This window comes from Myxococcales bacterium (assembly GCA_016706225.1).
Lineage (GTDB): Bacteria > Myxococcota_A > Polyangia > Polyangiales > Polyangiaceae > JADJKB01.
This window is the reverse complement of the sequence record JADJKB010000006.1, coordinates 34247-56819: the sequence shown is the minus strand read 5'-3', so window position 1 is coordinate 56819 and position 22573 is coordinate 34247. Positions and strand designations below refer to the sequence as shown.

The following is a 22573-nucleotide window of genomic DNA, read 5'->3' as shown; positions in this document are numbered from 1 at the left end:
GGCGGTGGCGGGGAGAATCTCGAGCTGGGCGACACGTGGACGCTTTGCAACCGTTCGTGCGCTCCTCAGTCCGGTGGAAGCCCTGGTCCGAGGGAGTCCAGGCGGATGCGAACGATGGCGTTGGCTTCGTCGGGGAACTGGACCTTGACGAAGACCTCATCGCAGGTGACCCCGAGGACCGACATGAACTGGACTTCAGTTGCCAGGGGAGGCGCTTGCACCGTCCACGAGGTCCCATCGCTGAGCCTCACGACGAGCAACTGGGTGCTGTCGGTCGTGAACAATTGCCGTGCCGCGTAGCCGCAGCCGATCCCGTACGGGAACACATTGAGCTGCCCGGGGTCCGAGCGCAGTCGCTTTGCGGTCGCCTTCACGACGGCTGGATCGGTGGTGAACGGCGCGGTCATGATCGAGCGCTTCGGGTACTCGGTGTCGTTCGGCGCCTTGCCCTCGCCGTGGGTCCAGACCATGTCGATGCCGTCGGTGTTGAAGTTGCCAGCCCCTTGGGTGTAGTCGCCGAGCCAGCGAATGAGCTCTCGTTGGCCGGTCTTCTCGGTCCACGCGACGACGCCGTGTTTCGTCAGACCCCCCACCTCCCAGAATACGGCGTCACCGCTGCCGCGTACGCTTTGCGGCGGTTCGCCCTCGGGGTCGAGCGCTGCAGACTGAATCGGCACGATCGTGTCCGAGCCCCAGTGCCGCCCGTTGAGTCCCGCTCGCCATCGGATCAGCCAAGTGGAGGAGACGCGCCACGCGGCGAAGCTGTCCCCGACAGGATTCTCGAGCACGGTGTCAGGCGGCTTCCCGAGCTCGCCGGCGATGACCCCTTCGAGCTGAGACGGACTCGGCGGAGCAATCGGACTGACCCGAAAAGCGTACCGACCACCGTTGACTGCTTGGTCCGACATCGTGCAGGTGAACGAGTCCTCGAAGTAAGCATTGAGGATTGGCCCGTCCACATCGGCAACGATTCGATAGCGCCGATTGTTGTCCGTGTTGTCGTCGAGGTAGACCCGGCCGAATTGAAGCACTGCTCGATTCTCCGAAGCGTCAAACCAGAAGCTCGGATAGAACGCCAGCGACAGCGTTGAGGTCTTGGTCCACGGTGTCTTCATTCTCCGGCACGTCGGGTTCATCGGGCCCGGGGATGGGCAGGCCTCCCACTCGACGGGCTCCGGCAGCTTTCCGTTGGCGCCCGGGACGTAGATAGGACAGCCACAGTAGCCAGTGAAACGTTCCCAGTCGGGCGGGGCGTCGACCTGGGGCGCCGGACCTCCGCATCCCGAAGAACCCCCATTGGGATTGCCCCCGCCACCCTTGGCTCCGGCGCCGCTCGACCCATCTCCCCAGAGCCCGCCCGCGGCACCAACGCCTCCGCCGCTCCCCCCCGACCCGGCGCCGCCTCCGGTGCTTGCCGGAGCAGCGTCCGAAGCACAGCCGTGCGACACGGCGACCCCAACCACGAACAACGCCAGCCCCAGTAGCGGCCAGACGGGTCGCCTCACCAGCATTGCCCCACCTGAGACAGCCAACCCACGGGTAGCAAGGGGAGCTCGCTCAGGCGATCGACGTCGAGCTTCCCATTTGCCTTGCTCGAGATGAGCCAGTAGCCCGCCACGTCCACGACCGGCGCCTGCGCGAGCGCGCGCGGCCGGATGCGGAAGCCCTCGAACGCGAGCCTTCCTCCTGGCGCGCGCATTCGCAAGAGCGCGTGGAGTGCGTGCGTGCGTGCGCTCATGGCAATCACCCCTTGCTGTATCGATTCTACAGAAGCCGAGGCTTCGGCGGAACCTGACGGAAAAGAAAAACCGCGCGACGCGCCGAGTCGCAACAGGCGTCGTGTGGGTGCCCTACCCACCTGTTTGGTCCCAATCACCGTTCAAGGATCGGCGACATGCAATGACGGACGCCGCAGTTTTGTAGGGGCGTCCGAGCTCGAAGACCTTCACCGGCAGCGGTCTTCGCCCTCACGTCACCCGACGCTCGTTGCATCGCGCACGATGCGGCCACCCGCGGGGACGCCATCGCGCGGCGGAGGCCGCGCACGGCGCGAGCGCGCGTGGCCGCACGGCCCCGCTTGCGCCTCCCGGGCTGCGTGACCATCCTACGCGCCATGTCGAGCGAGCCGCCCAAGGACGACACTGCCCCCGCCGATGAATCCAGGCCCACGGCCTCCAAAGATCTCACCGACGGCCTTCACTTGATGCTCAGCGCCGCAAAAAAGGCGCTCAAGAACGTCGACCCCAACCGGATCGAAGAGGTCGGACGCCGGGCCATCAAGAACATCGAGAACCTCGACACCAAGAAGGTCGGGGACCTCGGGAAAAAGGCCGCGAAGAACCTCGACCCTCGCAAGATCGAGGAGGTCGCCGAGGACGCGGGGCGTGAGCTTCTGAGTGTCATGGAGCGGGTCGCGGAGCGCATCGAACGCATCGCCACCGGCGCCATCGCCGGCGCCAAGGAAGGCGCGCGCGGCGAATCGAAGAGCAGCCCGCCTCCCGCCGCCGAAACCAAGGCAGACGCTGCGGACACCGAAAAATCCGGCGACGCCGGGGCCACGCCGGACTCGGAAGCAAAAACTCCGGAGTCGGGCGACGACAAACCGCGCGTCCGGGTCGACGGCTGACGGAAACCGGTTTCACACGGGGGCAGAGTTGGCCCCCGCCTCCAGATTGGCTAGCTTCCGGCGCGGTCCGCGTTCGGGCGGACCGCCACATGTTCGGGAGGTCTGCCGTGATTCGATCGCTCTTTGCTCCGGTGTTCGCGCTCACTCTGGTCGGCTGCGTCGTTCACGCTGCCGGCGAAGGACAGATGGAGGCCAAGGGCCAGGGGCAGGCGGCCGCACAGGCGCAGCCCGGCAACCCCGACCCCGCCCAACCGGCCGCCGCGACCCCGGGCGCTGCCCAGCCCGCGGCCGGTGGTGCTGCCGTTGCGGTCACCATCGGTGACGGTTGCCCGGGTGGAAACTGCAAGCTCGCGTGCGCCGCCAACCAGACCTGCAACGCCAGCTGCAGCGGCGGCAACTGTGACCTCGCGTGCGCCGCAGGGTCGACCTGCTCGCTCTCGTGCACCGGTGGCAACTGCAAGGTCAGCTGTGCACCGGGCGCAAACTGCAGCACCGACTGCAGCGGCGGCAACTGCAAGGCCGACTGCGCCGCCGGCGCCAAGTGCGCGGTCGCGTGCACCGGTGGCAACTGCAAGGCCACCTGCGCGAACGTCGCCGACTGCCAGGTTTCCTGCCCCGGCGGTCACTGCAAGGTCAACTGAAAGGTCGGAGTCGGCTCAGTTCGGCGGTGCCGCGACGGCTTGTACGAGCGGCCGACGGGGCGCGAGGTTCTTGGCCAGCCACGCGGCTTCGCCGTTCGACTCCACGTCCGCCTGCTGCTCCGCGAGTTTCTCGTAGCAGTAGGGCAGCATCGACTGAAAGTGCACGTACAGCACGGCCAGCGTGGCCAGGGCCTCGAGCCCTGCGCGGTTCTGCGTCATGACCTTGGTGAACGCCCGCCAGAACGGGCCACGCGTGGCGCGCGACTTCGTCATCACCACGCACAGCCGCGCGAAGGTCCGCACGTTGCGCGCGAAGATGTAGCCGCCCGGCATCAGCGTCGGGATGGTGTTCAAGCGCACCGCGACCTCTGCGCAGCGCTTGAAGTACTGCTCCGGATCGTAGGAGTGGTGCATGACCCGCACGAGATCTTCGAGCACGTCTTTCGCGGGTCGTTCGGGCTTGAACTGGATCCCCGCCGAGATTTGATCCCGCGCGCCCTCCGGCAAGTCGTGGCGCGCCGCTGGGAAGAGACGCCCCTCGCGGTCGAGGCGCTTCGACAGCTGAGTGCCCGGAAGCGGATACACGACTCCGGCCATCACCCAGGGCACACAGGCCTCGTCGATGCAGCGCACGATCTGGTCGGCGATGTCCTTGGCCTCACCGTCCATGCCCAGGAGAAACCCGGAGTGGATGGTGCAGCCCGCGCGGGTGTAGATGGCGTTGGCCGCCTCGGCGATGGAAAACCCGGTGTTCTGCGGCTTCTGAGCGCTCTTCAAGGCCGACTCGTCGGGCGTCTCGATGCCCACGAGCAGGTACTTGAAGCGCGCCTCTCGGAACAGATCGAGCAGCTCTTCGTCCTTGGCGATGTTGAGCGTGACCGAGGTCGAGAGCTGGAACGGGTAGTCGTGCTCCTTCAGCCACGCGATGATGCCGCGCAAGAACGGCTTCACGTCCTTCATGTGCCCGACCAGGTTGTCGTCGAAGAAGTCGAGCTGCCCGCGGTAACCCAGCGAGTAGAGCACGTCGAACTCCTTCAAGATCTGCTCGAGGCTCTTGGTGCGGTACTTGTTCTTGAAGAGATCGATGACGTTGCAGAACTCGCAGTGGTACGGGCAGCCGCGGGAGTACTGCACGCCGACGTACAGATAGTCCTTGTGGTTGATCAGATCGAAGCGCGGGACCGGGCTCTCGGAGAGCTCGGGCAGACGGTCCGAGGTGTATTCGCCATTTTCGGCGCCCTTCTCCAGCTCCGCCAGCCATAGCGGAACGGTCACCTCACCCTCGCCCAGGCAGAGGAAGTTGGCGCCGGCCTCGCGGTAATAGCGCGGGGTCATGGTCGGGTCCGGCCCACCGACCACCACCGGCAGCCCGCGCGAGCGGGCGAGGCGGATCACCTCTAGCGCGCGCTTGCGGTGCACGATCTTGCTGCCGACCAGGACGATGTCGGCCCAGGCGAGGTCGTCGTCTTCGATGGGTCGCACGTTCTCGTCGACCAGGCGGAGCTGCCAGTCTTTCGGAAGCAGTGACGCGACCGTCAAGAGGCCGAGGGGCGGGGTCATGTACTTCACCCCGGCGAGCTCACACACCTTCTCGAAGTTCCAGAACGAGAAGCTGTCGAACTTCGGCCAGACCAAGAGCGCTTTCATGCAGATCTCCTCGATGCCCCCGGCGAGACCGCGAGGGGTGCGCAAGCTATGAGGAAACCCAACCGCCCATCTTGACGGTTGTCATGTCGCGCGCCGGGCAGAAGTGGATCGCCCGGCGCGGATGCGGCGGATCAGCCCTTTTTCTCGGCCTTCGTGGGGGTAGCGCTCTTGTCCGCAGGTGCTGGCGCTTTTTCCGGCGTCACGGGCGTGGGTGAAGCTTTGGCTGGAGTGAGGCTCGCAAGACCCGCCCGCACGTCGGGGTGGGTCAGCGGATCGTTTGCTGCGTCCGCCACCGCGCGTTTGCCGTCCTCACCCCCCACCCGCAAGAGGGCGTTCGCCACCGACAGCACCGCGTTCACGATCGCCTTTTCATCCGCGGTCGCGCGGTAGAGCGCAAAGAAGGTCTTCAGATCACCGAGTTGCTCCGCCGTGGCCAGCTTGCTGAGCGCGCGGGCAGCGCGCTCGATGTCGTTGGGGCTGTTCGCCGCATCGTTCAGGTGACGGGCGAGGGGGCCGGCGGCCTTGCTCTCGTTCATGGCTGCGAGCGCGTCGGCGAGCGGGCCGACCGGGGGCGAACGCAGCACGTCACTCAGGAAGTCGTAGTGCTGCTCGAGTGATGCGAGCATGTACTCCGAGCCGTTGCGGCGTGACGCGAGCAGCAGACGCGCGTCTTCGAGCAACAGCGCGGGTGTGCGGGGGTTGCTCGCGAGGTCGACCAGGACCTTGGTGATCTGCGGCTCTTGCATGGCGCCGAGCTCACGCAGCAGAAAACGCATGGCGGTCGCCATCTCGTTGTCCCGAACCTCGATGGCCTTTGCGAGCTGGTCCGACAAGGGTCCGAGCGGCTTGCCCGCCCGAATGGCGAAGGCGCCAGCCTGAACCACACAACCGCTGACGGGGCCGCCCAGATCTGCCTGCCCTGCGTCACCGCCGTTCGAGTCGACGAGATCGACCTTGCCGCCTGCGTCACAGAACACGAAGCCGCCGGCCGCGGCGTCGCCGCCCAGCACGTCCTGTCCGGTGGTCTTGACCCAGCGCAGGGCGCCGTCGGCCGCGTCGAGGCCCATGACCACGCGGAAGTAGGTGGCGACGTAACGTCCGCCCGCGACCCCGAGCTTGCCATCCACGACGGACGGGTGTGCGAAGAGCCGGATCTTCTCCCGCGCTGCGCCGGTCGCGGGTGTCACCTGCGCGCCGTTGGTGAACCAAACGGGTTTGCCCGGCAGCTCACGCTCCGGCAGCTTGACCGCGTTTGCTGCGTTGGTGCCGGCGGCGCCGATGTTCTCGTCGAAGCGCACGAGGCTGCGCTCGCCGAAGTGCAGCTTGCCGTCGAAGGTCTTGGTCTGGCTGACCTGCTCGCGCAGGAGCAGGCGCCCGATCTCGTCGCCCGAGCTGATGTCGACTGCCGACACGTACTGGCTGGACCACGGCACGAACGCAACGCCGCCTTGAACACCGGGCACACCGATCTCGACGGCCTGTGCCTCGAGCTTGCGTTGCACGTCGCCGTTGCGCCCGACCGCCAGGAGCAGGCTGCCTCCGCCCGAGGGCTGGCCCAGAGAGGCCACCGTGACGGAGCCGTCGTCGCCTGCGCCGCGCAGCACGCGACCCTCTGCCGGGACCGACCAGAGTTGTTTGCCGCTCTTCGCGTCGAGCGCAACCAGCTGCCCGCCGGTGGTGTAGACCACCAGATCACCGGCGATGGCGGGCTGGCTGTCGGGACGCCCGGCCGCCGTCCAGCGGCCGGAGCCGTCCAGGCCCACGCCGACCAGACCACTCTTGGTCACACCGACGGCAACCGCAGCCCCCGCGGGCAGCGCTGCCGACGAGACGCGTGCGTACACCGCTTTGATGGATTTGCCGCCGTCGTTCTGCCAGTTCGGCGAAAACGCCGCCGTGCCGTTGGTGGTTGCCGCGGAGCAACCGAGCGGTGCCAGCAACAAGAACGAGATCCAGGTTCCGGTCTTCATCACTCTTCGCCTCCGCCGCCGCCGGTCGCCTTCACGGCGGCTTCGATGGCCTGCTTCACTCGTTTGCTCCAGCCCTCGGGCCAGCGCCCCTTCACGTCTGCCAGGTACTTGCTCGCCTCTTTGGTGCCGAGCTCGCGCAGCCGCCCGATGACCTTGATCTTCTGGTCCTCGGCGACGTCCTTCTCTGCGCGGAACAAGATCTGATCGAAGCCACTCGACATGATGTCGAACTGATGTTTGCCCGTGAGGTTGGCGAACTTGTCGCAGTCCGACGGCTCACAGAGCTGGCCGATGGCCGCCGCGGCCTCGGGCACACTGTGGGCCAGTGCGCTGAACAGGTCGGTCATGGCGTCCTTTGCGCCGAGCGCGCCGAGCCCGGTCGCGGCGATGCCGCGGACCTGCGCATCGGAGCTGCGGAGCGCCGCCCGAAGCGCCTTGATCGCTTCCGGGCCCTTGCTCTTGATCAGCGCCTTGGCTGCCGCATGTCGGACGCCGGGGACGCGGTGTTTCACGTAGGGCGCAATCGCGCTGCTGGACGAGGTCTGTTTCATCGCCCCTGCCGCATCGAGCGCCTTGAGCATCAGCTCGGAGCTCAGCCCCTTCTTGAGCAGAGCTTCGACGGCCGGTGCGGCCGCCGCCGCGGCCTCGCCGCCCTTGATCAGCTGCTCGAGCGCGGCGGTAATGCGCGCTGCGTCACCGCTCTCGAGCTCGGCTTTGACCTTGTCGGTGTCGACCTTGGTCTTGCCCTTGGCGCCTTTGGTCTCGGTCTTCGTTTTGCCTTTGCCCTGTGCAGCGGCGGGGGCTGCAACGAAGATCAGTGCCATCACCGAAACTACCGCGCCGAACGTTGGTCTATGCGTGCGCATGGGATTCCCTCTCGCCCTTCAGCTCGGCCGATGTAACCTGCTGCGCCAGAGCCTGCAAGAGCCGAAGATGGCCGACATCGACCCGCTACCCGAGATCACGCTCGAGCTTTCGGAGGACCTGTCACCGCCAGATCCTGGGGGATTCCTGCGCCTTGTGCGCCGTCGCTACCGCGCGCGTTACCCGGACGGAACACTCAGTGAACCCTTCGTTTACGACATCGTCGAACGTCGTGCCATCGACGCCGTGGTGATCGTTGCCCACTACGTGGCGCGCGGGGAGCTGTGTGTGTACCTCCGGAGCGCGGTCCGCCCGCCGCTGTTGTCGAGGGATGCGAGTCGCTCGCCGGTGCCGGAGCTCGATCGCGGCCCGGGCTTGTGGGAGCTGCCCGCAGGTCTGGTCGAGGTAGACGAACAGACGCCGGAAGGGGTGCGCCGGTGCGCTTCGCGCGAGCTGGAAGAGGAGCTCGGTTTCGTGCAGCCGCCGGATCTGCTGCGCGAGCTCGGACCCAGCACCTATCCGGCGCCGGGCATCATCGGTGAGCGCCACTTCTATTTCGAGGTCGAGGTCAATCCCAAGATCCGCGCCGCCCCGGCCTGCGACGGCTCGCCGCTGGAGCACGGCGGACTGGTGCGCGGTTTGGGTCTCAGCGATGCGCTCGCGCTGTGTGCCAGTGGGCGCATCGAGGACGCCAAGACCGAGCTCGGCCTGCGGCGTTTGGCGGAGCGCTTTGCATGAACGGAGCGCGGGTCATCGTGGTGGTGAAGCGCTCGAGCTACGCGCGCTTCGTCGAGGACGAGGGTGACCCACGAGCGAAGCTGCTCTTGAAAAAGAAGGACCCGAGCGTCGCGCGCTGGCGAGAGTCCCATCGAGAGCACACGCTCACGGTCGAGGCGGTGCTCGATGCGCTGGCCAAACTCGGCGCGCGTTCCCTGGTCTTGCGCCGGGCACACGCGGCCTTCGACGCCGCCGACGCCGCGCTCGTGGTCGCCATCGGCGGCGACGGCACCCTGCTCGCTGCCTCGCACAATGTAGGCAGCACACCCATCTTGGGCGTGAACAGCGCACCTGGCTTCAGCGTCGGGTTCTTCTGTGGCGCCGAGCGCAAGGATGTTCAGCGGGCGCTCGGCGACGCACTCGACGGACGCATGGAGTCATTGACCCTGACGCGCATGAGCGTGAGCGTGAACGGGCGCGAGCGATCACGTCGTGTGCTGAACGACGCGCTCTATTGCCACACCTCACCCGCCGCGACCTCGCGCTACCTGCTGAGCCACAAAGGGCGGCGCGAAGCCCATAAATCCAGCGGTTTTTGGCTGGGTCCTGCCGCGGGCTCCACCGCCGCGCAGCGCTCCGCCGGCGGCCGTGTGCTCCCCCTCGGGTCGAAGAAACTGCAGGTCGTCGTGCGCGAGCCCTACGCTCCGCCGGGCACGCGTTACCGACTCTTGCGCTTCGAGGTCGGCCCCAACGAGAAGCTCGAGGCGCAGAGCATGATGCAGGAGGCCTGTATGTTTCTAGACGGGCCGTACCGCTGCATCAGTGTGAGCCTGGGTGATGTTGCGACTTTTCGCGTCTCGCCGGAGCCACTCCAGGTGCTCGGCCTCGGACGCCACGTCCACACTCGGCGTCGTCAGCTCGCCCGCTAGTAGTCTCCGACGCCTTCGGGCGGTAGAGTGTCCGCATGCGGCTTGGTCGAACGGCGTTGGTGGTGCTGGTTGCAGGTCTCGTGGGCTGCGCCACCGCCGCGACCGTCGAGGACGATGGGGTCGGCGGCGGGCAGATCGGCGGCGCCACGGGCAGCGGCGGCAAGGCCGACAACCCGAGCGGAGGAGGCACGGGTAACGAGGGCGGCGGCGGCGCCGCGGGTGAGCCGGGCAGTGGCGGCGAAACCGGTGGCGGCGGCGCGGGCGCGGGCGGTGTGGCAAGCGGCGGCGGCTCGGGCGGAACCACGAGCAGCGGTGGTGGCAGCGGCGGCGGCAGCGGAGGGGCTGCGTGTGCGACCGGCAAGAAGCAGTGCGGCGGCGTCTGTGTTGCGCCAAGCCCTGGCATTGGCTGTGTGCTCGCCGACAATCAATGCACGGCGTGTCCGAACCCGCCGGCCAACGGTACGAGCAGCTGCAGCGGCACGCTGTGCGATTTCGTCTGCAATGCAGGCTTCGCGAAACAAGGCAACGCGTGCATCTCCACCGGAGCCGGCGGCGCGCCGAGTGGCGGTGGCGGTGCGCCGAGCGGTGGGGGCGGCAGTGGCGGCGGCACGACCTGCGCAGCTCCTTGCAACCCGTCGGACATCACCAGTCAGTTCTTGTGCACGTTCTTCTGCGCGACGCAGACCGGCAATCCGGGTCTGTGTGCCCCGGTCGTCAACTGCTGCGTGTGTCCTTGATTCGAAGCCAGCGAGAGCGGCTCGTGTCTATTTCGACGCGACGCTGATCAGCCCCGCGTCCACCCAGCCCTGCTTCGCCAGGTTGCCCGTGAGCCAGGCGTCGTACCCCGTGAGACCACGCAGGTGGCGGGCGAAAAAGCTCACCGTGTAAGCGCGCGAGATGCTCAACGCATCCGTCGCTTTCATGGTCGCCGGCTTGCAGAAGTTGCAGGTGATCCCGCAGCTCGCGACGTCGTCGATGAAGCTCATGTGGTTGGCGCCGTTCAGCGTCACCTCGACGCTGGGGGAGCCGGCCTTGGCGTAGAAGGTCTGATAATTGTCGGCGGCCGGCGCGCAGGCCTGGCCACCAACGCCTGCCGTCGAATCCAGCGTCTCACCGAGAAAGATCGTCGGAATGGATAGCGGCAGCAGGTTGGAGGCGTCCGGGCACTTGACCGGATCACAGAGCAGCGCCGAATCCACGGGATCGAGCCCGAGCACGGCCTTGAAGCGCACGTCCTCCTTGGCTGCGATGACACTCACCTTGCCGCCGAGGGAGTGGCCCATGACGCCGATCTGGTTGATGTCGACCTTGCCCTGAAGCGGGCTGCCAGTCGTTGCGGACTGGACGAGCACCCAATCGAGCGCGCCCTGCACGTCCTTGGCGTTCGCGGCGTGGTCGGCCGAAAAGCTGGCCGGGAAATCCACCGTGCAAGCGATGATGCCGTGGGTCGCGAGCCGCTCGGCGTAGCCGTTGTACTGAGCTGCAGGCAGCTGAAAGCCGTGCGCGATCAACACCACCGGCGCGGTCGCCGACGAGGATCCCAGTGGCAGGAAACAGTGCATCGGGACCTTGTGTTGCGTGGCAGCGACGTCGGCGGTGCCGTCGAAGGTCGAGGTGGTGTTCGGACCTGCGGTCGTTGGATCCGCAACGCCGCCGGCGCCACCGGTCGCCGCGCCGGCCGCTCCGCCGCTCGCGGTGCCGGCGCTGCCCCCGCTGCCCGCCGCGCCTCCGAGCGCCGCCCCGGCGGCGCCGCCGGTCGATGCTCCTCCCGCACCGCCGCTGCCGCCCGTCGAGGCCTTCTTGTCGTTGGTCGAGCCCCCGCACGCGAGCGCGACGAAACCAATGACAGCCACCCAGCCGTAGCTCGCGACAGCGCGGCGTTTGGTGCGGTCCACTCCGAGACGAGGTGGCCCCCGTCGTTCGAGAGCCGCGCTCATCAGCCCGCCCGCGTGAACGGCGTGCGTCCCGAGTACACCTGGCCGTCGCCCAGCTCCTCGGAGATGCGCAAGAGCTGGTTGTACTTCGCGATGCGATCGCTGCGGCTGAGGCTGCCGGTCTTGATCTGCCCGGCGTTGGTCGCCACGGCGAGATCGGCGATGAACGCATCCTCCGTCTCACCCGAGCGGTGGGAGATCACCGAGGTGTAACCCGCGGTCGTGGCCAAGCGAATCGTGTCGAGGGTCTCGGTCAGCGAGCCGATCTGGTTCAGCTTGATCAAGATCGAGTTCGCGATCTTCTTCTGGATGCCCTGAGCGAGCCGCACCTTGTTGGTCACGAACAGATCGTCGCCGACGAGCTGCACCTTCTTGCCGAGCTTGTCGCTGAGCAGCTTCCAGCCGTCCCAGTCGTCCTCCGCCAGGCCGTCCTCGATGCTCACGATCGGATATTTCTCGCACAGCTTCTCGTAGACGCCGACGAGCTCGGCGGGCGAGTGGCCCTTCTTGTCCCAGGTGTACTTGCCGTCGGCGAAGAACTCACTGGCGGCCGCGTCGAGGGCGAGGCCGATCTGCTCGCCGGGTTTGTAGCCCGCCGCTTCGATGGCGCTCATGATGCGCTGGAGCGCCGCTTCGTTGCTCTCGAGCCGCGGCGCAAAACCCCCTTCGTCGCCGACCGCAGTCGTCAGCCCGTCCTTCTTCAGGTTGGCCTTGAGGGCGTGGAAGATCTCGGCGCCGGCCCGCAGCGCCTCGGCGAAGCTCGGCAGCCCGAGGGGGACGATCATGAACTCCTGCACCTCGAGGCCGTTGTCGGCGTGGGTGCCGCCGTTCAGGATGTTCATCAGCGGAGTCGGCAACACGCGCGCCTGTACGCCGCCGAGGTAGCGCCAGAGGGGGAGGCCCACGGTGTCGGCGCCGGCGCGCGCCACGGCCATGCTCACGGCGAGGATGGCGTTGGCGCCGAGCTTGCCTTTGTTCGGAGTGCCGTCGAGCTCGAGCATGATCTGATCGATGCCCGGTTGGTCGAAGGCCGACAGGCCCGTCAGCGCCGGACCGAGCACGTCGTTGACATTGTTGACGGCGGTCTGAACGCCCTTGGCGAGATAACGCTTCTTGTCACCGTCGCGCAGCTCGAGGGCCTCGTGCTCACCCGTCGACGCACCGCTCGGGACGGCGCCGCGACCAAAGCCGCTGGAAGTTTCGACCTCGGCTTCGACCGTCGGGTTCCCGCGCGAGTCGAGGATTTCGCGCGCGACGACACTCAGGATTTCCGGCATGGCAAGCGGGATAACATGGACCGCGTGGAGTCGCGAGGGGCCTCGGCGCGCGCCGGGCCAATCCTCAGCTCAACGTGACGTTGAGTTTGTACGAAAAACTTGCAGGTGACGCGCCGGGGGCGGCAGTGACCAGCAGGTAGTACGTACCGACCGCGAGGTTCGTCTTGCTGAGCGCGGAGCACAGGCCTTCGCCGGAGTTGTCGTCATTACCGATCAGCGTGAGGCCGTCGGTATCGAGCAGCTCGAGGTAGCTGTCGATCTTGTCCTGCTCGCAGGCGCTGTCGCCGAAGTCGCCGACCGACGCGCTGAGCGTGCCCCCAGCCTTGGTGACCGTGACCTTGACGACGTCGGTGTCACCCACGGTCCCGATCTTCGCGGCGAACGGGCTCGACCAGGTGTTGGCCTGGGCCGGGGTCTCGTTGGGCTCGGTCTCCTTGTATTCAACGGTGCAGTTGGCGCTGCAGCCGTCACCGCTGGTGGGATTGCCGTCATCGCACTCTTCGGTGCCGTCGGTGTGTTTGTCGCCGCACGCGACGGGGCGACTCTGCACGGTGAGGCCGAAGGGACCGGGGCCGTCGATGATCACCCACAGCTTGGTTCCGGCCGTGACGGGTACCTTCGCCGACTTGCCCTTGGTGCAGGCGAGCTCGCCGCCGTTGCACGACGAGCGAATCGACACGGTGATCGGCGAGAAGCCGCCGGCAATGGCCTCGAAGACACCACTCTTGGTGGCGGTGATCTCGTACGCGAGATCTGGCCCGCTCGGGCTCGGGCTGCACGAGGCGTTGGTGCTGTCCTTGTGGGTCTGGGTGCTGCCCTGAGTGGCGCTCGGGTCAGTGAGCACAATGGGTGCAGCGCACGCGGACGCGCACTCGGAGGCGCACGCCGGGTCGTCGCAGTCGACCTTGCCGTTCAGATCATTGTCGAGGGCGTCGTTGCAGATCTCGGGGCCGGTCGCGCCGCCGCTGCCTCCCGAGCCGCCGCTGCCTCCCGAGCCGCCGCTGCCGCCGCCGCCACCGCTGGTCCCCCCGCCACCGCTGGCTCCGCCACCGCCCGCGACGCCGCCACTGCCCGCGACGCCGCCGCCACCGCTGGCTCCCCCGCCACCGCTGGTTCCGCCGCTACCCCCCTTGCCTCCGCTGCTGGTACCGCCGCTACCACCGGCGCCGCCACTCGCACCCGTTCCGTTGAACGGCTTGCCCTTGCTGTCGCCCCCGCCGCAGGCCGCGAGCGCCAGGCCTGCGGCCACCGTCAACCCGACTCTGATTTGCATTCCGATTACTCCGAGGGCGGGCACGAGTACGTCGCGTTGAAGCTGTTGAGCACCGGCGATCCACCACCGCCCGCCGTGAGGGTGACCTCGAGCTCGAGCCAGGCCCGCTTCTGGTCGGGGTTGCCCAGAGTTGCGAACAGGTCCTTCGGGCAGCTGCCTGCCGGCGGGCTGAGCGCGCAGACCTGGGTGTCGGTCGGCGTCGACTGAGCGGTCGCAATCGGCTTCCACGTTGCCGAAGCCAGACCCGCCTGCGTGTCCGCAGCTCGGACGCGGAAGTCGATCGTAGAGGTGTTCGGCGTGGTGGAGTCGTACGCGAAGAAGTTCCACTGAGGTTTCGTGCCGGCCGGACACTGGGACTGGTAAGGAATGGTCTGGACGGCGCTGCCGGCGCTCTTCGGGCAGCCCAGGATGACGTCGACCTTCGACCCGCTGTCGTTGCCCGCCGTGGTGCAGCTCTTGGCGCAGAGCTTGATCATGGTCGGTGCTGCGTTGTTGTCGAAGTACCAGCCGTCGTTGACGTTGCCGTTGCAGGCCGCGAGGTTGGCGCGCTTGGTCAGCCCAACGGACGCGCCGACACTAGGCGTGTAGGTCATCGTCACGTCGTTCGGGTCGTACAAGTTGATGGCAGGCACCGCGAACTGACAGGACAGCGCGCCCTGTGTGATGGCGTTCAGCGCGGCCTGCATGTCGTTGGACATGTTGCCGGCGGTGGTGTTGATGGCCGAAGTGGTGCCGCCGGCAGCGGCGATGGCGTTCAGGAACCCGAGGCTCGAGCCGGGCAGCGCGATCACGTAGGTCTTGATGCCCTTGGCGCTGTACGCGGCTGCGGCCAGCGCAGCGTTGTTCGCCTGGCTCGTATTGCAGTCGGTGGGATCACCGTCCGTCATCAGGATGACGTCGAAGCGCTCGGTGGGCGTCGTGTTGAGCTTGGCCGTCGCCCACTGCAAGGCGCCGTCGAGCGCGGGATAGATCCGGGTTCCGTAGCCCGAGCCGCCGGCCCCGGCGGGATTGCCGTTGGCCAGGGCGGTGATGAGGGTGGCGGCGAAACCGCCCGCGTTCCCTGGTAGGAGTCCGAGCGGGACCATGGGGTTCGAGCACGGCACTGCGTTGCAGTTGCCGGGGGCACAACCGTCGCCGAACACGCCGCCGTTCGTCACCGCAAAGAACTCGAGCGCGATGCCGACACCCGCGCTGCCCGCCGCGCTGAAGTAGCCAGTCAAACCGGCGACCGCGGGGGCCCAGATGCCGGAGTTCAGCATGGACTGCGTGCGGTCCATCATCACGAGGAAGTTGGGCTTCTTGAACTGCGCGGTCTGGGAGTCCGAGCCGCAGGTGGGGAGGCCACAGCTCCCTCCGGAATAGATGCTCCAGTTGTCCTTGCAGCTGCACTCGTTGACGTAGCCGGCGTAGCCGACAGGCGTCGGCTTGCCAGTCTGCACCTGCGGGTTGATCATGATCTCGCGGTTGCCGACCAGCTTGTCACAGCCCGCGACCCACGCCGAGCCGTCCCAGTACTGCAGCGCGGTCGTGCACTGGCCGGGCGGGATCGGTTGCGTCGTGAAGCACTCGTACATCTGGGGGTGCGTTTGGTCCGGGGTGCAGGTCGGAATACCGCCCGAGTTGGCCGGATAGTGGATCAGACGGATCCCGGCGGGAGCGGCGGCCTGACCGTGGTTGCACACCGGGATGTTGCCCGAGCAGGGCACGTCGACCGCGAGGTCGACTCCGGCGCAGTTTGGATCCGTCTCACCCGGGATCCACTCCTTGCACTTGCCCTCTTCAGGGGGCGGTGAGCCGGTGCCGCAGACGGCGTCACACACGCTGTCGACCTTGTTCACGCACGCCGCGGTCCAAGTGCCCGCCGGACTCAGCGGGCAGCTCATGCCGCACACGCTGCTCACCGCAGCGACACAGGCGGCGGTCCACTTGATGCCGTTGCCCTGGCAGCAGCCGGCGAGACCCGCGGAGTTGCAGATTTGCGTGACGCAGTCCTCGCCCGCCAAGTCACAGCCCTTGGCTAGCTTGGTGCCCGTGCTGCACAAGCTGTGTGAACAACTGCCGCCTGTGGCGACCGTTTCGGGATACGTGCAACAGCTGGGGCTGGTCTTGCAGATCTCCTTGACGCAGGGGTCACAGTCCCAGCCCAGCTTGCCGCCGGTTTCACACTTGCTGTGACTGCACGCGGCGGTCGTGCTCGGGTGCCAGCAGTACATGTTGAACTGGCAATCGAGGCCGCCGCTGCACGGTTGCACGATGCCCTTGTTCACGAGGCCAGGCGGGACACTGCCGATATTGCCTCCCTGCCAGGTGTAGATCGGCTGGCCGCCGCCATCGGCGTTGGCGCCCGCGTCGTTGTTCGAGTTCTGGCAGTACGGGTCACACGGGTTATTGGGGCAGCCGCTGAGGGAGTTCATCGGGCTCGAGGCCGGACCGACGCCGGGCGGCGCGGAGATGCTCTTCATCACCTCGCTACCCTCGCCGCACTCACCCCAGGTGCCCGCCGAGCACGTCTGCGTGCCGACGTAGCAGCTGACGATGTCGCCATGTTTGGCCAGCTCGATGCCGCACTTGCGGGAGTCACCCGTGTCGCACGGTCCGGTGGCCACTCCTCCAAAGCCGCCGCCGCCGCCGCTGCCGCCGTCGAAGGTGGCACCGGGCAGCGAGCCGTCGTCGGAACAACCCACCGGCAGGGCCGCGGCCAAGCTCGCAAAGCCAAGTACGAAACCCGCCTTGACGAGAGACATTCGTTCAGGTCTGCTCCGCATCACGCCTCCAAACACCGATTTGATCGGTGGGCTTCACTAGCTCCCGAGCTTCCCGCAGCGTGCCAGGGCGTAGTCATCCGAGAAGGTACTAGCAGGGTTCGTGCCTTGTCGTGCCAGCTGGCCCGATTGCGGAAGCGCCGCGAATCCAGGGGTTTCGTGAGCAATGGCACGCTAAGCCCTTGCCCTCGCTACGCAAACAGTGCGGAGCGGGCAAATGATTTCCAGGGCTGAGCACCGTGTTCTGCGTGGCGCGCGGGGGCACGCGCCGCATGTGGGACAAGCGGTCCTCCTGCCGGCGTGGGAGGGAGGGTGCGCGCTCAACTTTGCGACCGTCCTCGCTCCCGAACGGTGAGCAAGCGCGATGCTAATCTGCCGGAGGTACCCGAGTTGGAAAACGTCCAAGAAGAGCGCGTGCGACCCCTGCGTCGTGCGGAGTACGAGAAGTTGGTGGAGCTCGGCGCCTTCCACGACGAGAAGCTCGAGCTTCTGTACGGGGCCTTGGTCGAAATGAGCGCGATTGGCCCGCCTCACTCGTCGGCCGTCCAGAAGCTCACGGTGCTCCTGGTACGTGCGCTATCCGAGCGGGCGGCGGTTCGGGTTCAGCTGCCGTTCGCCGCGCTCGATCACTCGGAGCCTCAGCCGGACTTCGCCGTGGTCCCGCAGGCGGACTACGACACCGAGCATCCGGCCACGGCGTGGTGGATCATCGAGGTGGCCGATTCGTCTCTGCCGACCGACCGCGGCATGAAACAACGCCTGTACGCCGAGAGCGGCGTGCCCGAGTATTGGGTAGTGAACCTGGTCGACCGGGTCATCGAGGTGTTCACCGAACCCATCGCGGGTGCCTACACGACCGCAACGTCCCACCAAAAAGGCGAGGCGGTCACGCCGCGGCAGTTCCCGGACGTCCAGCTCCGAGTCGACGACGTGATCGCATAACGCGCGCCGCGGACCTCGCAGGTCACGCAAGTCACGTGCTCCCGCTCGCAGGTCACGTGCTCCCGCCCGCAGGCCACGTGCTCCCGCCCGCAGGCCACGTGCTCCCGCCCGCAGGTCACGTGCTCCCGCCCGCAGGCCACGTGCTCCCGCCCGCAGGTCAGGTGCTCCCGCCCGCAGGCCACGTGCTCCCGCCCGCAGGCCACCTGCTCTCGCTCGCAGGTCACCTGCTCCCGCCCGCAGGCCACGTGCTCCCGCCCACAGGCCACGTGCTCCCGCCCGCAGGCCACGTGCCCCCGCTCGCAGGTCACCTGCTCTCGCTCGCAAGTCACCTGCTTCGGCTTGCAGGTCACCTGCTGATGATTGCACACGGCCGCAGGCCGTCCCGGAACCACACTTTGGGTCTTGGCACGATCAGATCACGGGCTGGAACAGAGAGTGGACTGAGAAAACCGGCCGTGCGCAGGACCAAACAGGTCACCCGCTCCCGCTCGCAAGTCACGTGCTCCCGCTCACAGGTCACCTGCTGATGATTGCACACGGCCGCAGGCCGTCCCGGAACAACACCTTGGGTCTTGGCACGATCAGATCACGCGCTGGAATAGAGAGGCGAGTGCAAGAACCGGCCGGGCCCGGCGCCGGCTGTTTTGACTGAATGGAAAAGTCGCAAAGCGGTTCAGTGGTCGGGGACGAGAAACAAAATTCAGATCTCAACCGGCCGGAAGTGAGGCGAGGCGTGTCCGGTCGTCAAGACGCGAACAAATCTTTAGTACAACGCCCCCATGATCTGCTCCCACACCTTCGCGTCCCGGAAGATCCTCACCAGCTCCGTGTCGATGTGCCCGTCCTTCACCTCGAGCTCCAGGATGTGCAGCGCCTTGTCGACCGGCACCGCGCGTTTGTAGGGGCGGTCGCTCGCGGTGAGGGCGTCGAAGATGTCGCTGATCGTCATCATCTTCGACTGCAGCGGGATCTCCTCGGCGCGCCAGCGATTCGGGTAACCCGTGCCGTTCAGCCGCTCGTGGTGCGCACCAGCAATGATGGCAACCCGCGCAAACGTCTTGCCCCAGGGGATCTTCGACAGGAACCGGTACGTGTGCGTCACGTGGCTACGGATCTCGTCGAACTCCTCCGCCGTCAGCGACCCGCGCATCACACTCAGGCTCTTCACTTCCTCCGGTGAGAGCAGCGGCGCCTGCCCGCCGTCCAGCGTCGCGAAGGTTTGTTTCGCCAGATCCTCGATCTTCTTGAAGTCACCGGCCGCGAGCACCGTCGGCTCGTTGGCGTGGTTCACCGTCGCCCACGAGTCGTCCAGCTCGGCCAGCCGCTGGTTCAGCTCCCGGTCCAGGTCCCCCAGCTCCGCCGCGCTCCCGCCCCGCTCGATCAGCGCGAGCTTCTTCGACAACAGATCGACCTCGATGCTGCGGCGCACGAAATCGAAGCGCTGTTTCAGCAGCACCAGCTCGTGCGGGTAGAGCTTCTTGGCCTTGATCAACACGTGCTCGCGCACGCCGATCTTGCCGAAGTCGTGCAGCAGCGAGGCGTACTCGATCTCGTTGATGTCCTCGCGCTTCCAGCTCACGTCCTTGTAGGGTCCGGCGTCCGTGCGCTCGACGGCGTGGGCCAGCCCCACCGTCAGCTCGGCCACGCGGCGCGAGTGACCACTGGTGGTGGGATCGCGCTGCTCGATGGCGTCCACGCTCGCGCGCACGAAGCCCTCGAAGATGGTGCGGATCTCGTCGTAGAGCATCGCGTTCTCGAGGGCGATGCCCGCCTGCGACGCCAGCGTCTGCATCAGCTGCTCGCTGCGATCGTCGAACGGCACGACCAGGCGGTCGGTGTCCTCGGGTGACAGCAGCTTGGCGCTTGGCTCGCGCTTCTTGTTGATCAGCTGCAGCACCCCGATGACCTGCCCCTCTTTCGTGATGAGAGGCGTGCAGAGCATGCTCTTGGTGCGGTAACCGACCTTCTGATCGAACGAACGGTCGAAGCCGAAGGTGGAGTCCTTCGGCATCTCGTACACGTCGTCGATGCGAATGCTCTTCTTTTCGAGCGCGACCCAGCCCGCCATGCTGCGCGGGCTGATGGGCATGGTGAACTCCCGCGAGTCGAACTTCACCGAGTCGTTCTGGCTGGTCTTGAAGCGCAGCAGGTTCTTGGTGATCTCGTGATCGGTGCCGTCGATCACGTACATGCTGCCGGCGTCGGCGCCGGTCACAAAACGGCTCTTTTCCAGGATCAGCGCCAGCAGCTTGCCGATCTCGCGCTCGGTGGTCAGCGCCCGGGCGATCTCGATCAGCTCCCCCAGCTCGTAGCGATACCGGTTCAGCCACTTGCCGCGGCTCTCGCTGCGGGCCTTCACGTCCATCAGCTCGAAGGCCTGGTGGAGCGCGACCGAGATCTCGGCGACGCTGGGCTCGGGCGCGACGATGGCGGCGAGTCCCAGGTTCAACGCCTGGGCGAGATCTGGATCGGTAGGGCGTCCCAGGAGGATCAGCCGCGTCTCGTAGGCGGCGATGCGGTCCGCGTAGGGCGAGAACAGCTCGCGCCCGTTGTCCCAGGTGGCGCCGGATGAAACGAGCACCGTGTTCGCGCCGCGCCGGACCATCAAGAGCATCGGGTGCGGGCGCGACACCAGCGCGCTGGTCATCAGCGGATCACGCCCGAGGGCTTCACCCAGCGCGGTGAGCGCGTCGACCGTCGCCCGAGCACGCGGCGAGAGCGCCCTGAGCTCGCTGCTTTCTCCGACCGGTTGCTCCGTCATCTGACCCTCGGCGGCGGAGGCTTGCCCGGCCCTCGGCTCCCGTCAACGCGGGGCGTCTTCAGAGGACGAAGACGCATTCGGTGACGCAGCTTCGAGCGCCTCCTGGAGCAGCCGTTTCTCCTCCCGCTTGCGCTCGCGCACCGCGTCGTCGGCTTCGTAAGCGATCACGATTTTCTGCACGATCGGGTGGCGGACCACGTCCACGTCGGTGAAGCTGCAGAAGGCAATGCCCTCCACTGGGGTCAAGAGCTCGCGCGCCTCGCGCAGGCCGCTGCGGGCGCCCCGGGGCAGATCGCTCTGGGTCACGTCGCCGGTGACGATGGCCTTCGAACCAAAGCCGAGGCGCGTGAGGAACATGCGCATTTGTTCGCTGGTCGCGTTCTGGGCTTCATCGAGGATCACGAACGCATCGTTCAGCGTGCGACCGCGCATGAACGCCAGCGGCGCGACCTCGATCTGTCCGCGCGCGCGCAGCTGCTCGACCTTCTCGAACTCCAGCATGTCGTGCAGCGCGTCGTACAGCGGCCGGAGATAGGGGTTCACCTTCTCGGCCAGATCACCCGGCAAGAAACCCAGCTTCTCACCGGCCTCGACCGCGGGTCGTGTCAGGACGATGCGCTTCACGCGCTTGGCCATCAAGGCAGCCGCGGCCATTGCCATCGCGAGGTACGTCTTGCCGGTGCCCGCGGGACCAATGCCAAACGTGAGATCGTGTTTGCGTATTGCCTCGATGTACGCCCGCTGAGCCATGCTCTTGGGCATCACCGCGCGTCGGCGCGGCGTGACCAGGATCGCCTCGTCGAGCAGATCGACCAGCGAGGTCTCGGGATCGATGCGCAGCTCGCGGACCGCGCGCGCCACGTCGGGTCCGGAGAGCTCGTGCCCCCGACTGACCAGCTCCGCCGCGTCCGTGAGGAAGCGCTGCGCAACCAGCACATCGCCTGCTTCGCCCGCGAGGTAGATCACGTTGCCGCGCAGGCTGACCTCGGCGCCGCTCTGCCGCGCGATCTCGGTCAGCAGCACGTTTTGCGGGCCGGACAGCGCCAAGAGCACCGAAGTGCTCTCGACCTCGATGCTCGCGGTGCGCCGCGAAGCCGTGTCGTAGGAGCGCGATTGACTCAAGCTCGGATCCGGACCCTCGCGAGAGAGCATAAACCGGAGTCCTCAGCCGTGCACGGCCGCCTTTTGCCGGACCGCCCCGGTGGTATGCTGTGGAGAAGACCGTGCGGCCCCCCGTCGTAGTGCTTTTGCTCGCTGTCCTCGGCCCTCTGTCGTGCGGCGGGTCGAGCGAGGGGGGCAGCGGCGGCAGTGCTTCGGGCGGAGCCGCCGGGTCGGGGGGGGGAGCTGCGGGCCTGGACGCCGGCGGTAGCGGCGGGACCGGAGGCATCGGGGGCGCCGCGGGTGGCGACGCCGCGCTCGGCGGCTCGACGTCCGGCGGCGGAGGCGGCATCGACTTCGACGGTGCCGTGCTCGAAGGCTCCCTCGAGGCCTCCACGTGTCAGCTGCCAACGGCGGACAGCGACTGCGACACCTTCCCACAGTGCGGCTGCGAGCCCGGGCAGAAGTGCGACGTGATCGATCTCGTCACGGGTCGTGTGACCTGCTCGGTCGCGGGCAGCAGCAAGCCGCATCAAGGCTGTAGCGCCCTCGGTGCTCAGTGCGCCGCGGGTAGCTCGTGCCTGGGGGGCGCCTGCAAGGAGCTGTGTGAGACGACGGCGAACTGCGTTGGTGCGAACCGCGAGTGCCGACAGGTGGAGAGTTTCTCCAGCGGCACCGCGGTGAAAGTCCCGGCCCTCTTTGCTTGCACCAGCGGCTGTGATCCGGTGAACCCGGGACTGGTGTGCGGCACCGGCATCAGCTGTCAGTTCGTCGGCAAGAGCACCGACTGTTACGCCTCGGGCGGCGGCACCGGTCCGGGCGCGTGCACCCAGACCACGGGCCTGGCCTGCGCGCCCGGCTACACCTGCATCAACACCACGCAGCAGACCGGCAAGTACTCGTGCTTGAAGTGGTGTCGGCTCACGGCCAGCGATTGCCCGAGCGGTTTCGTTTGCAAGGACCTGTCCAGCAAACCCAGCCTCGGCACGGTCGAATACGGCGCCTGCTTCGCTAACTGAAGTTTGCTCGATAGGCGCCTCGCCGATGCGCTTCTGCAGCATGCCGATGGGCCTCTGCCGGGTGCGTCCCGTTCGAGTCATGATGCGCTCCGCTCTCCTCGCTCGCATTGGTG

The 22573-nt window shown here is 67.2% G+C and carries 19 protein-coding genes; 7 read left to right on the top strand and 12 right to left on the bottom strand.

Annotation, left to right across the window (positions count from 1 at the left end; all coding sequences use genetic code 11):
* Positions 1-65: 65 nt before the first annotated feature.
* Positions 66-1511 carry a hypothetical protein gene (locus tag IPI67_13565; protein MBK7581228.1) on the bottom strand — a complete coding sequence of 482 codons (1446 nt, stop codon included), beginning with the start codon at positions 1509-1511 and terminating at the stop codon, positions 66-68.
* Positions 1502-1738, bottom strand: a complete 237-nt coding sequence (locus IPI67_13560) for a hypothetical protein (protein MBK7581227.1) — start codon at positions 1736-1738, stop codon at positions 1502-1504. The genes IPI67_13565 and IPI67_13560 overlap by 10 nt, the downstream gene beginning before the upstream one ends.
* Before the next feature lie 375 nt (positions 1739-2113).
* On the opposite strand from IPI67_13560, the gene IPI67_13555 reads away from it, so the two are divergent.
* Positions 2114-2626, top strand: a complete 513-nt coding sequence (locus IPI67_13555) for a hypothetical protein (GenBank protein ID MBK7581226.1) — start codon at positions 2114-2116, stop codon at positions 2624-2626.
* Positions 2627-2733: 107 nt separating this feature from the next.
* Positions 2734-3267, top strand: a complete 534-nt coding sequence (locus IPI67_13550; GenBank protein MBK7581225.1) for a hypothetical protein — start codon at positions 2734-2736, stop codon at positions 3265-3267.
* 15 nt (positions 3268-3282) lie between these two features.
* Here the strand turns inward: IPI67_13550 and IPI67_13545 are convergent, their stop codons facing one another.
* The 3 genes from IPI67_13545 to IPI67_13535 form a co-directional block, all read right to left on the bottom strand.
* Complete coding sequence (locus IPI67_13545; GenBank protein ID MBK7581224.1) at positions 3283-4959, bottom strand: B12-binding domain-containing radical SAM protein; 1677 nt, start codon at positions 4957-4959, stop codon at positions 3283-3285.
* An 86-nt stretch (positions 4960-5045) separates the two neighbouring features.
* The gene (locus IPI67_13540) at positions 5046-6884 is read right to left on the bottom strand and encodes a PQQ-binding-like beta-propeller repeat protein (GenBank protein MBK7581223.1); all 1839 of its coding nucleotides are present in this window, start codon (positions 6882-6884) and stop codon (positions 5046-5048) included.
* Entirely contained in the window at positions 6884-7750 is an 867-nt protein-coding gene (locus IPI67_13535; protein MBK7581222.1) for a HEAT repeat domain-containing protein, read from the bottom strand. Before IPI67_13535 ends, IPI67_13540 begins: the two co-directional genes overlap by 1 nt.
* A 67-nt stretch (positions 7751-7817) precedes the next feature.
* Here IPI67_13535 and IPI67_13530 point away from each other — a divergent pair, with 67 nt between their 5' ends.
* Genes IPI67_13530 through IPI67_13520 form a run of 3 tightly spaced genes read left to right on the top strand, consistent with a single transcriptional unit; the run spans position 7818 to position 10131 of the window.
* Positions 7818-8486, top strand: coding sequence for an NUDIX domain-containing protein (locus IPI67_13530; GenBank protein MBK7581221.1), 669 nt, complete (start codon positions 7818-7820; stop codon positions 8484-8486).
* Complete coding sequence (locus IPI67_13525) at positions 8483-9394, top strand: NAD(+)/NADH kinase (GenBank protein ID MBK7581220.1); 912 nt, start codon at positions 8483-8485, stop codon at positions 9392-9394. Before IPI67_13530 ends, IPI67_13525 begins: the two co-directional genes overlap by 4 nt.
* A 35-nt stretch (positions 9395-9429) precedes the next feature.
* Positions 9430-10131, top strand: coding sequence for a hypothetical protein (locus tag IPI67_13520; GenBank protein MBK7581219.1), 702 nt, complete (start codon positions 9430-9432; stop codon positions 10129-10131).
* 27 nt (positions 10132-10158) lie between these two features.
* Here IPI67_13520 and IPI67_13515 read toward each other — a convergent pair whose 3' ends face one another.
* From IPI67_13515 to IPI67_13500, 4 genes are all read right to left on the bottom strand, one after another.
* On the bottom strand, positions 10159-11289 hold the full coding sequence (locus IPI67_13515) for an alpha/beta hydrolase (GenBank protein MBK7581218.1): 1131 nt from the start codon (positions 11287-11289) through the stop codon (positions 10159-10161).
* A gap of 41 nt (positions 11290-11330) precedes the next feature.
* Positions 11331-12605, bottom strand: coding sequence for a phosphopyruvate hydratase (eno, locus tag IPI67_13510; GenBank protein MBK7581217.1), 1275 nt, complete (start codon positions 12603-12605; stop codon positions 11331-11333).
* Positions 12606-12669: 64 nt separating this feature from the next.
* A complete protein-coding gene (locus IPI67_13505) occupies positions 12670-13878 on the bottom strand; it encodes a hypothetical protein (GenBank protein MBK7581216.1) in 1209 nt (402 codons plus the stop codon).
* Between the two features lie 5 nt (positions 13879-13883).
* Positions 13884-16622: a VWA domain-containing protein gene (locus IPI67_13500; protein MBK7581215.1), complete on the bottom strand. Its 2739-nt coding sequence runs from the start codon at positions 16620-16622 to the stop codon at positions 13884-13886.
* Between the two features lie 369 nt (positions 16623-16991).
* Here IPI67_13500 and IPI67_13495 point away from each other — a divergent pair, with 369 nt between their 5' ends.
* The gene (locus tag IPI67_13495; GenBank protein ID MBK7581214.1) at positions 16992-17582 is read left to right on the top strand and encodes a Uma2 family endonuclease; all 591 of its coding nucleotides are present in this window, start codon (positions 16992-16994) and stop codon (positions 17580-17582) included.
* On the opposite strand, the gene IPI67_13490 is transcribed toward IPI67_13495, so the two are convergent.
* From IPI67_13490 to IPI67_13480, 3 genes are all read right to left on the bottom strand, one after another.
* A complete protein-coding gene (locus IPI67_13490; protein ID MBK7581213.1) occupies positions 17489-17950 on the bottom strand; it encodes a hypothetical protein in 462 nt (153 codons plus the stop codon). The two genes, IPI67_13495 and IPI67_13490, sit on opposite strands and share 94 nt — an antisense overlap.
* Before the next feature lie 395 nt (positions 17951-18345).
* A complete protein-coding gene (locus tag IPI67_13485) occupies positions 18346-20343 on the bottom strand; it encodes a GAF domain-containing protein (protein MBK7581212.1) in 1998 nt (665 codons plus the stop codon).
* 42 nt (positions 20344-20385) lie between these two features.
* Positions 20386-21495, bottom strand: coding sequence for a PhoH family protein (locus IPI67_13480; GenBank protein ID MBK7581211.1), 1110 nt, complete (start codon positions 21493-21495; stop codon positions 20386-20388).
* 71 nt (positions 21496-21566) lie between these two features.
* Here IPI67_13480 and IPI67_13475 point away from each other — a divergent pair, with 71 nt between their 5' ends.
* Positions 21567-22460 (top strand): hypothetical protein, encoded by an 894-nt coding sequence (locus IPI67_13475; GenBank protein ID MBK7581210.1) that lies wholly within the window; start codon positions 21567-21569, stop codon positions 22458-22460.
* Positions 22461-22573: the final 113 nt, after the last annotated feature.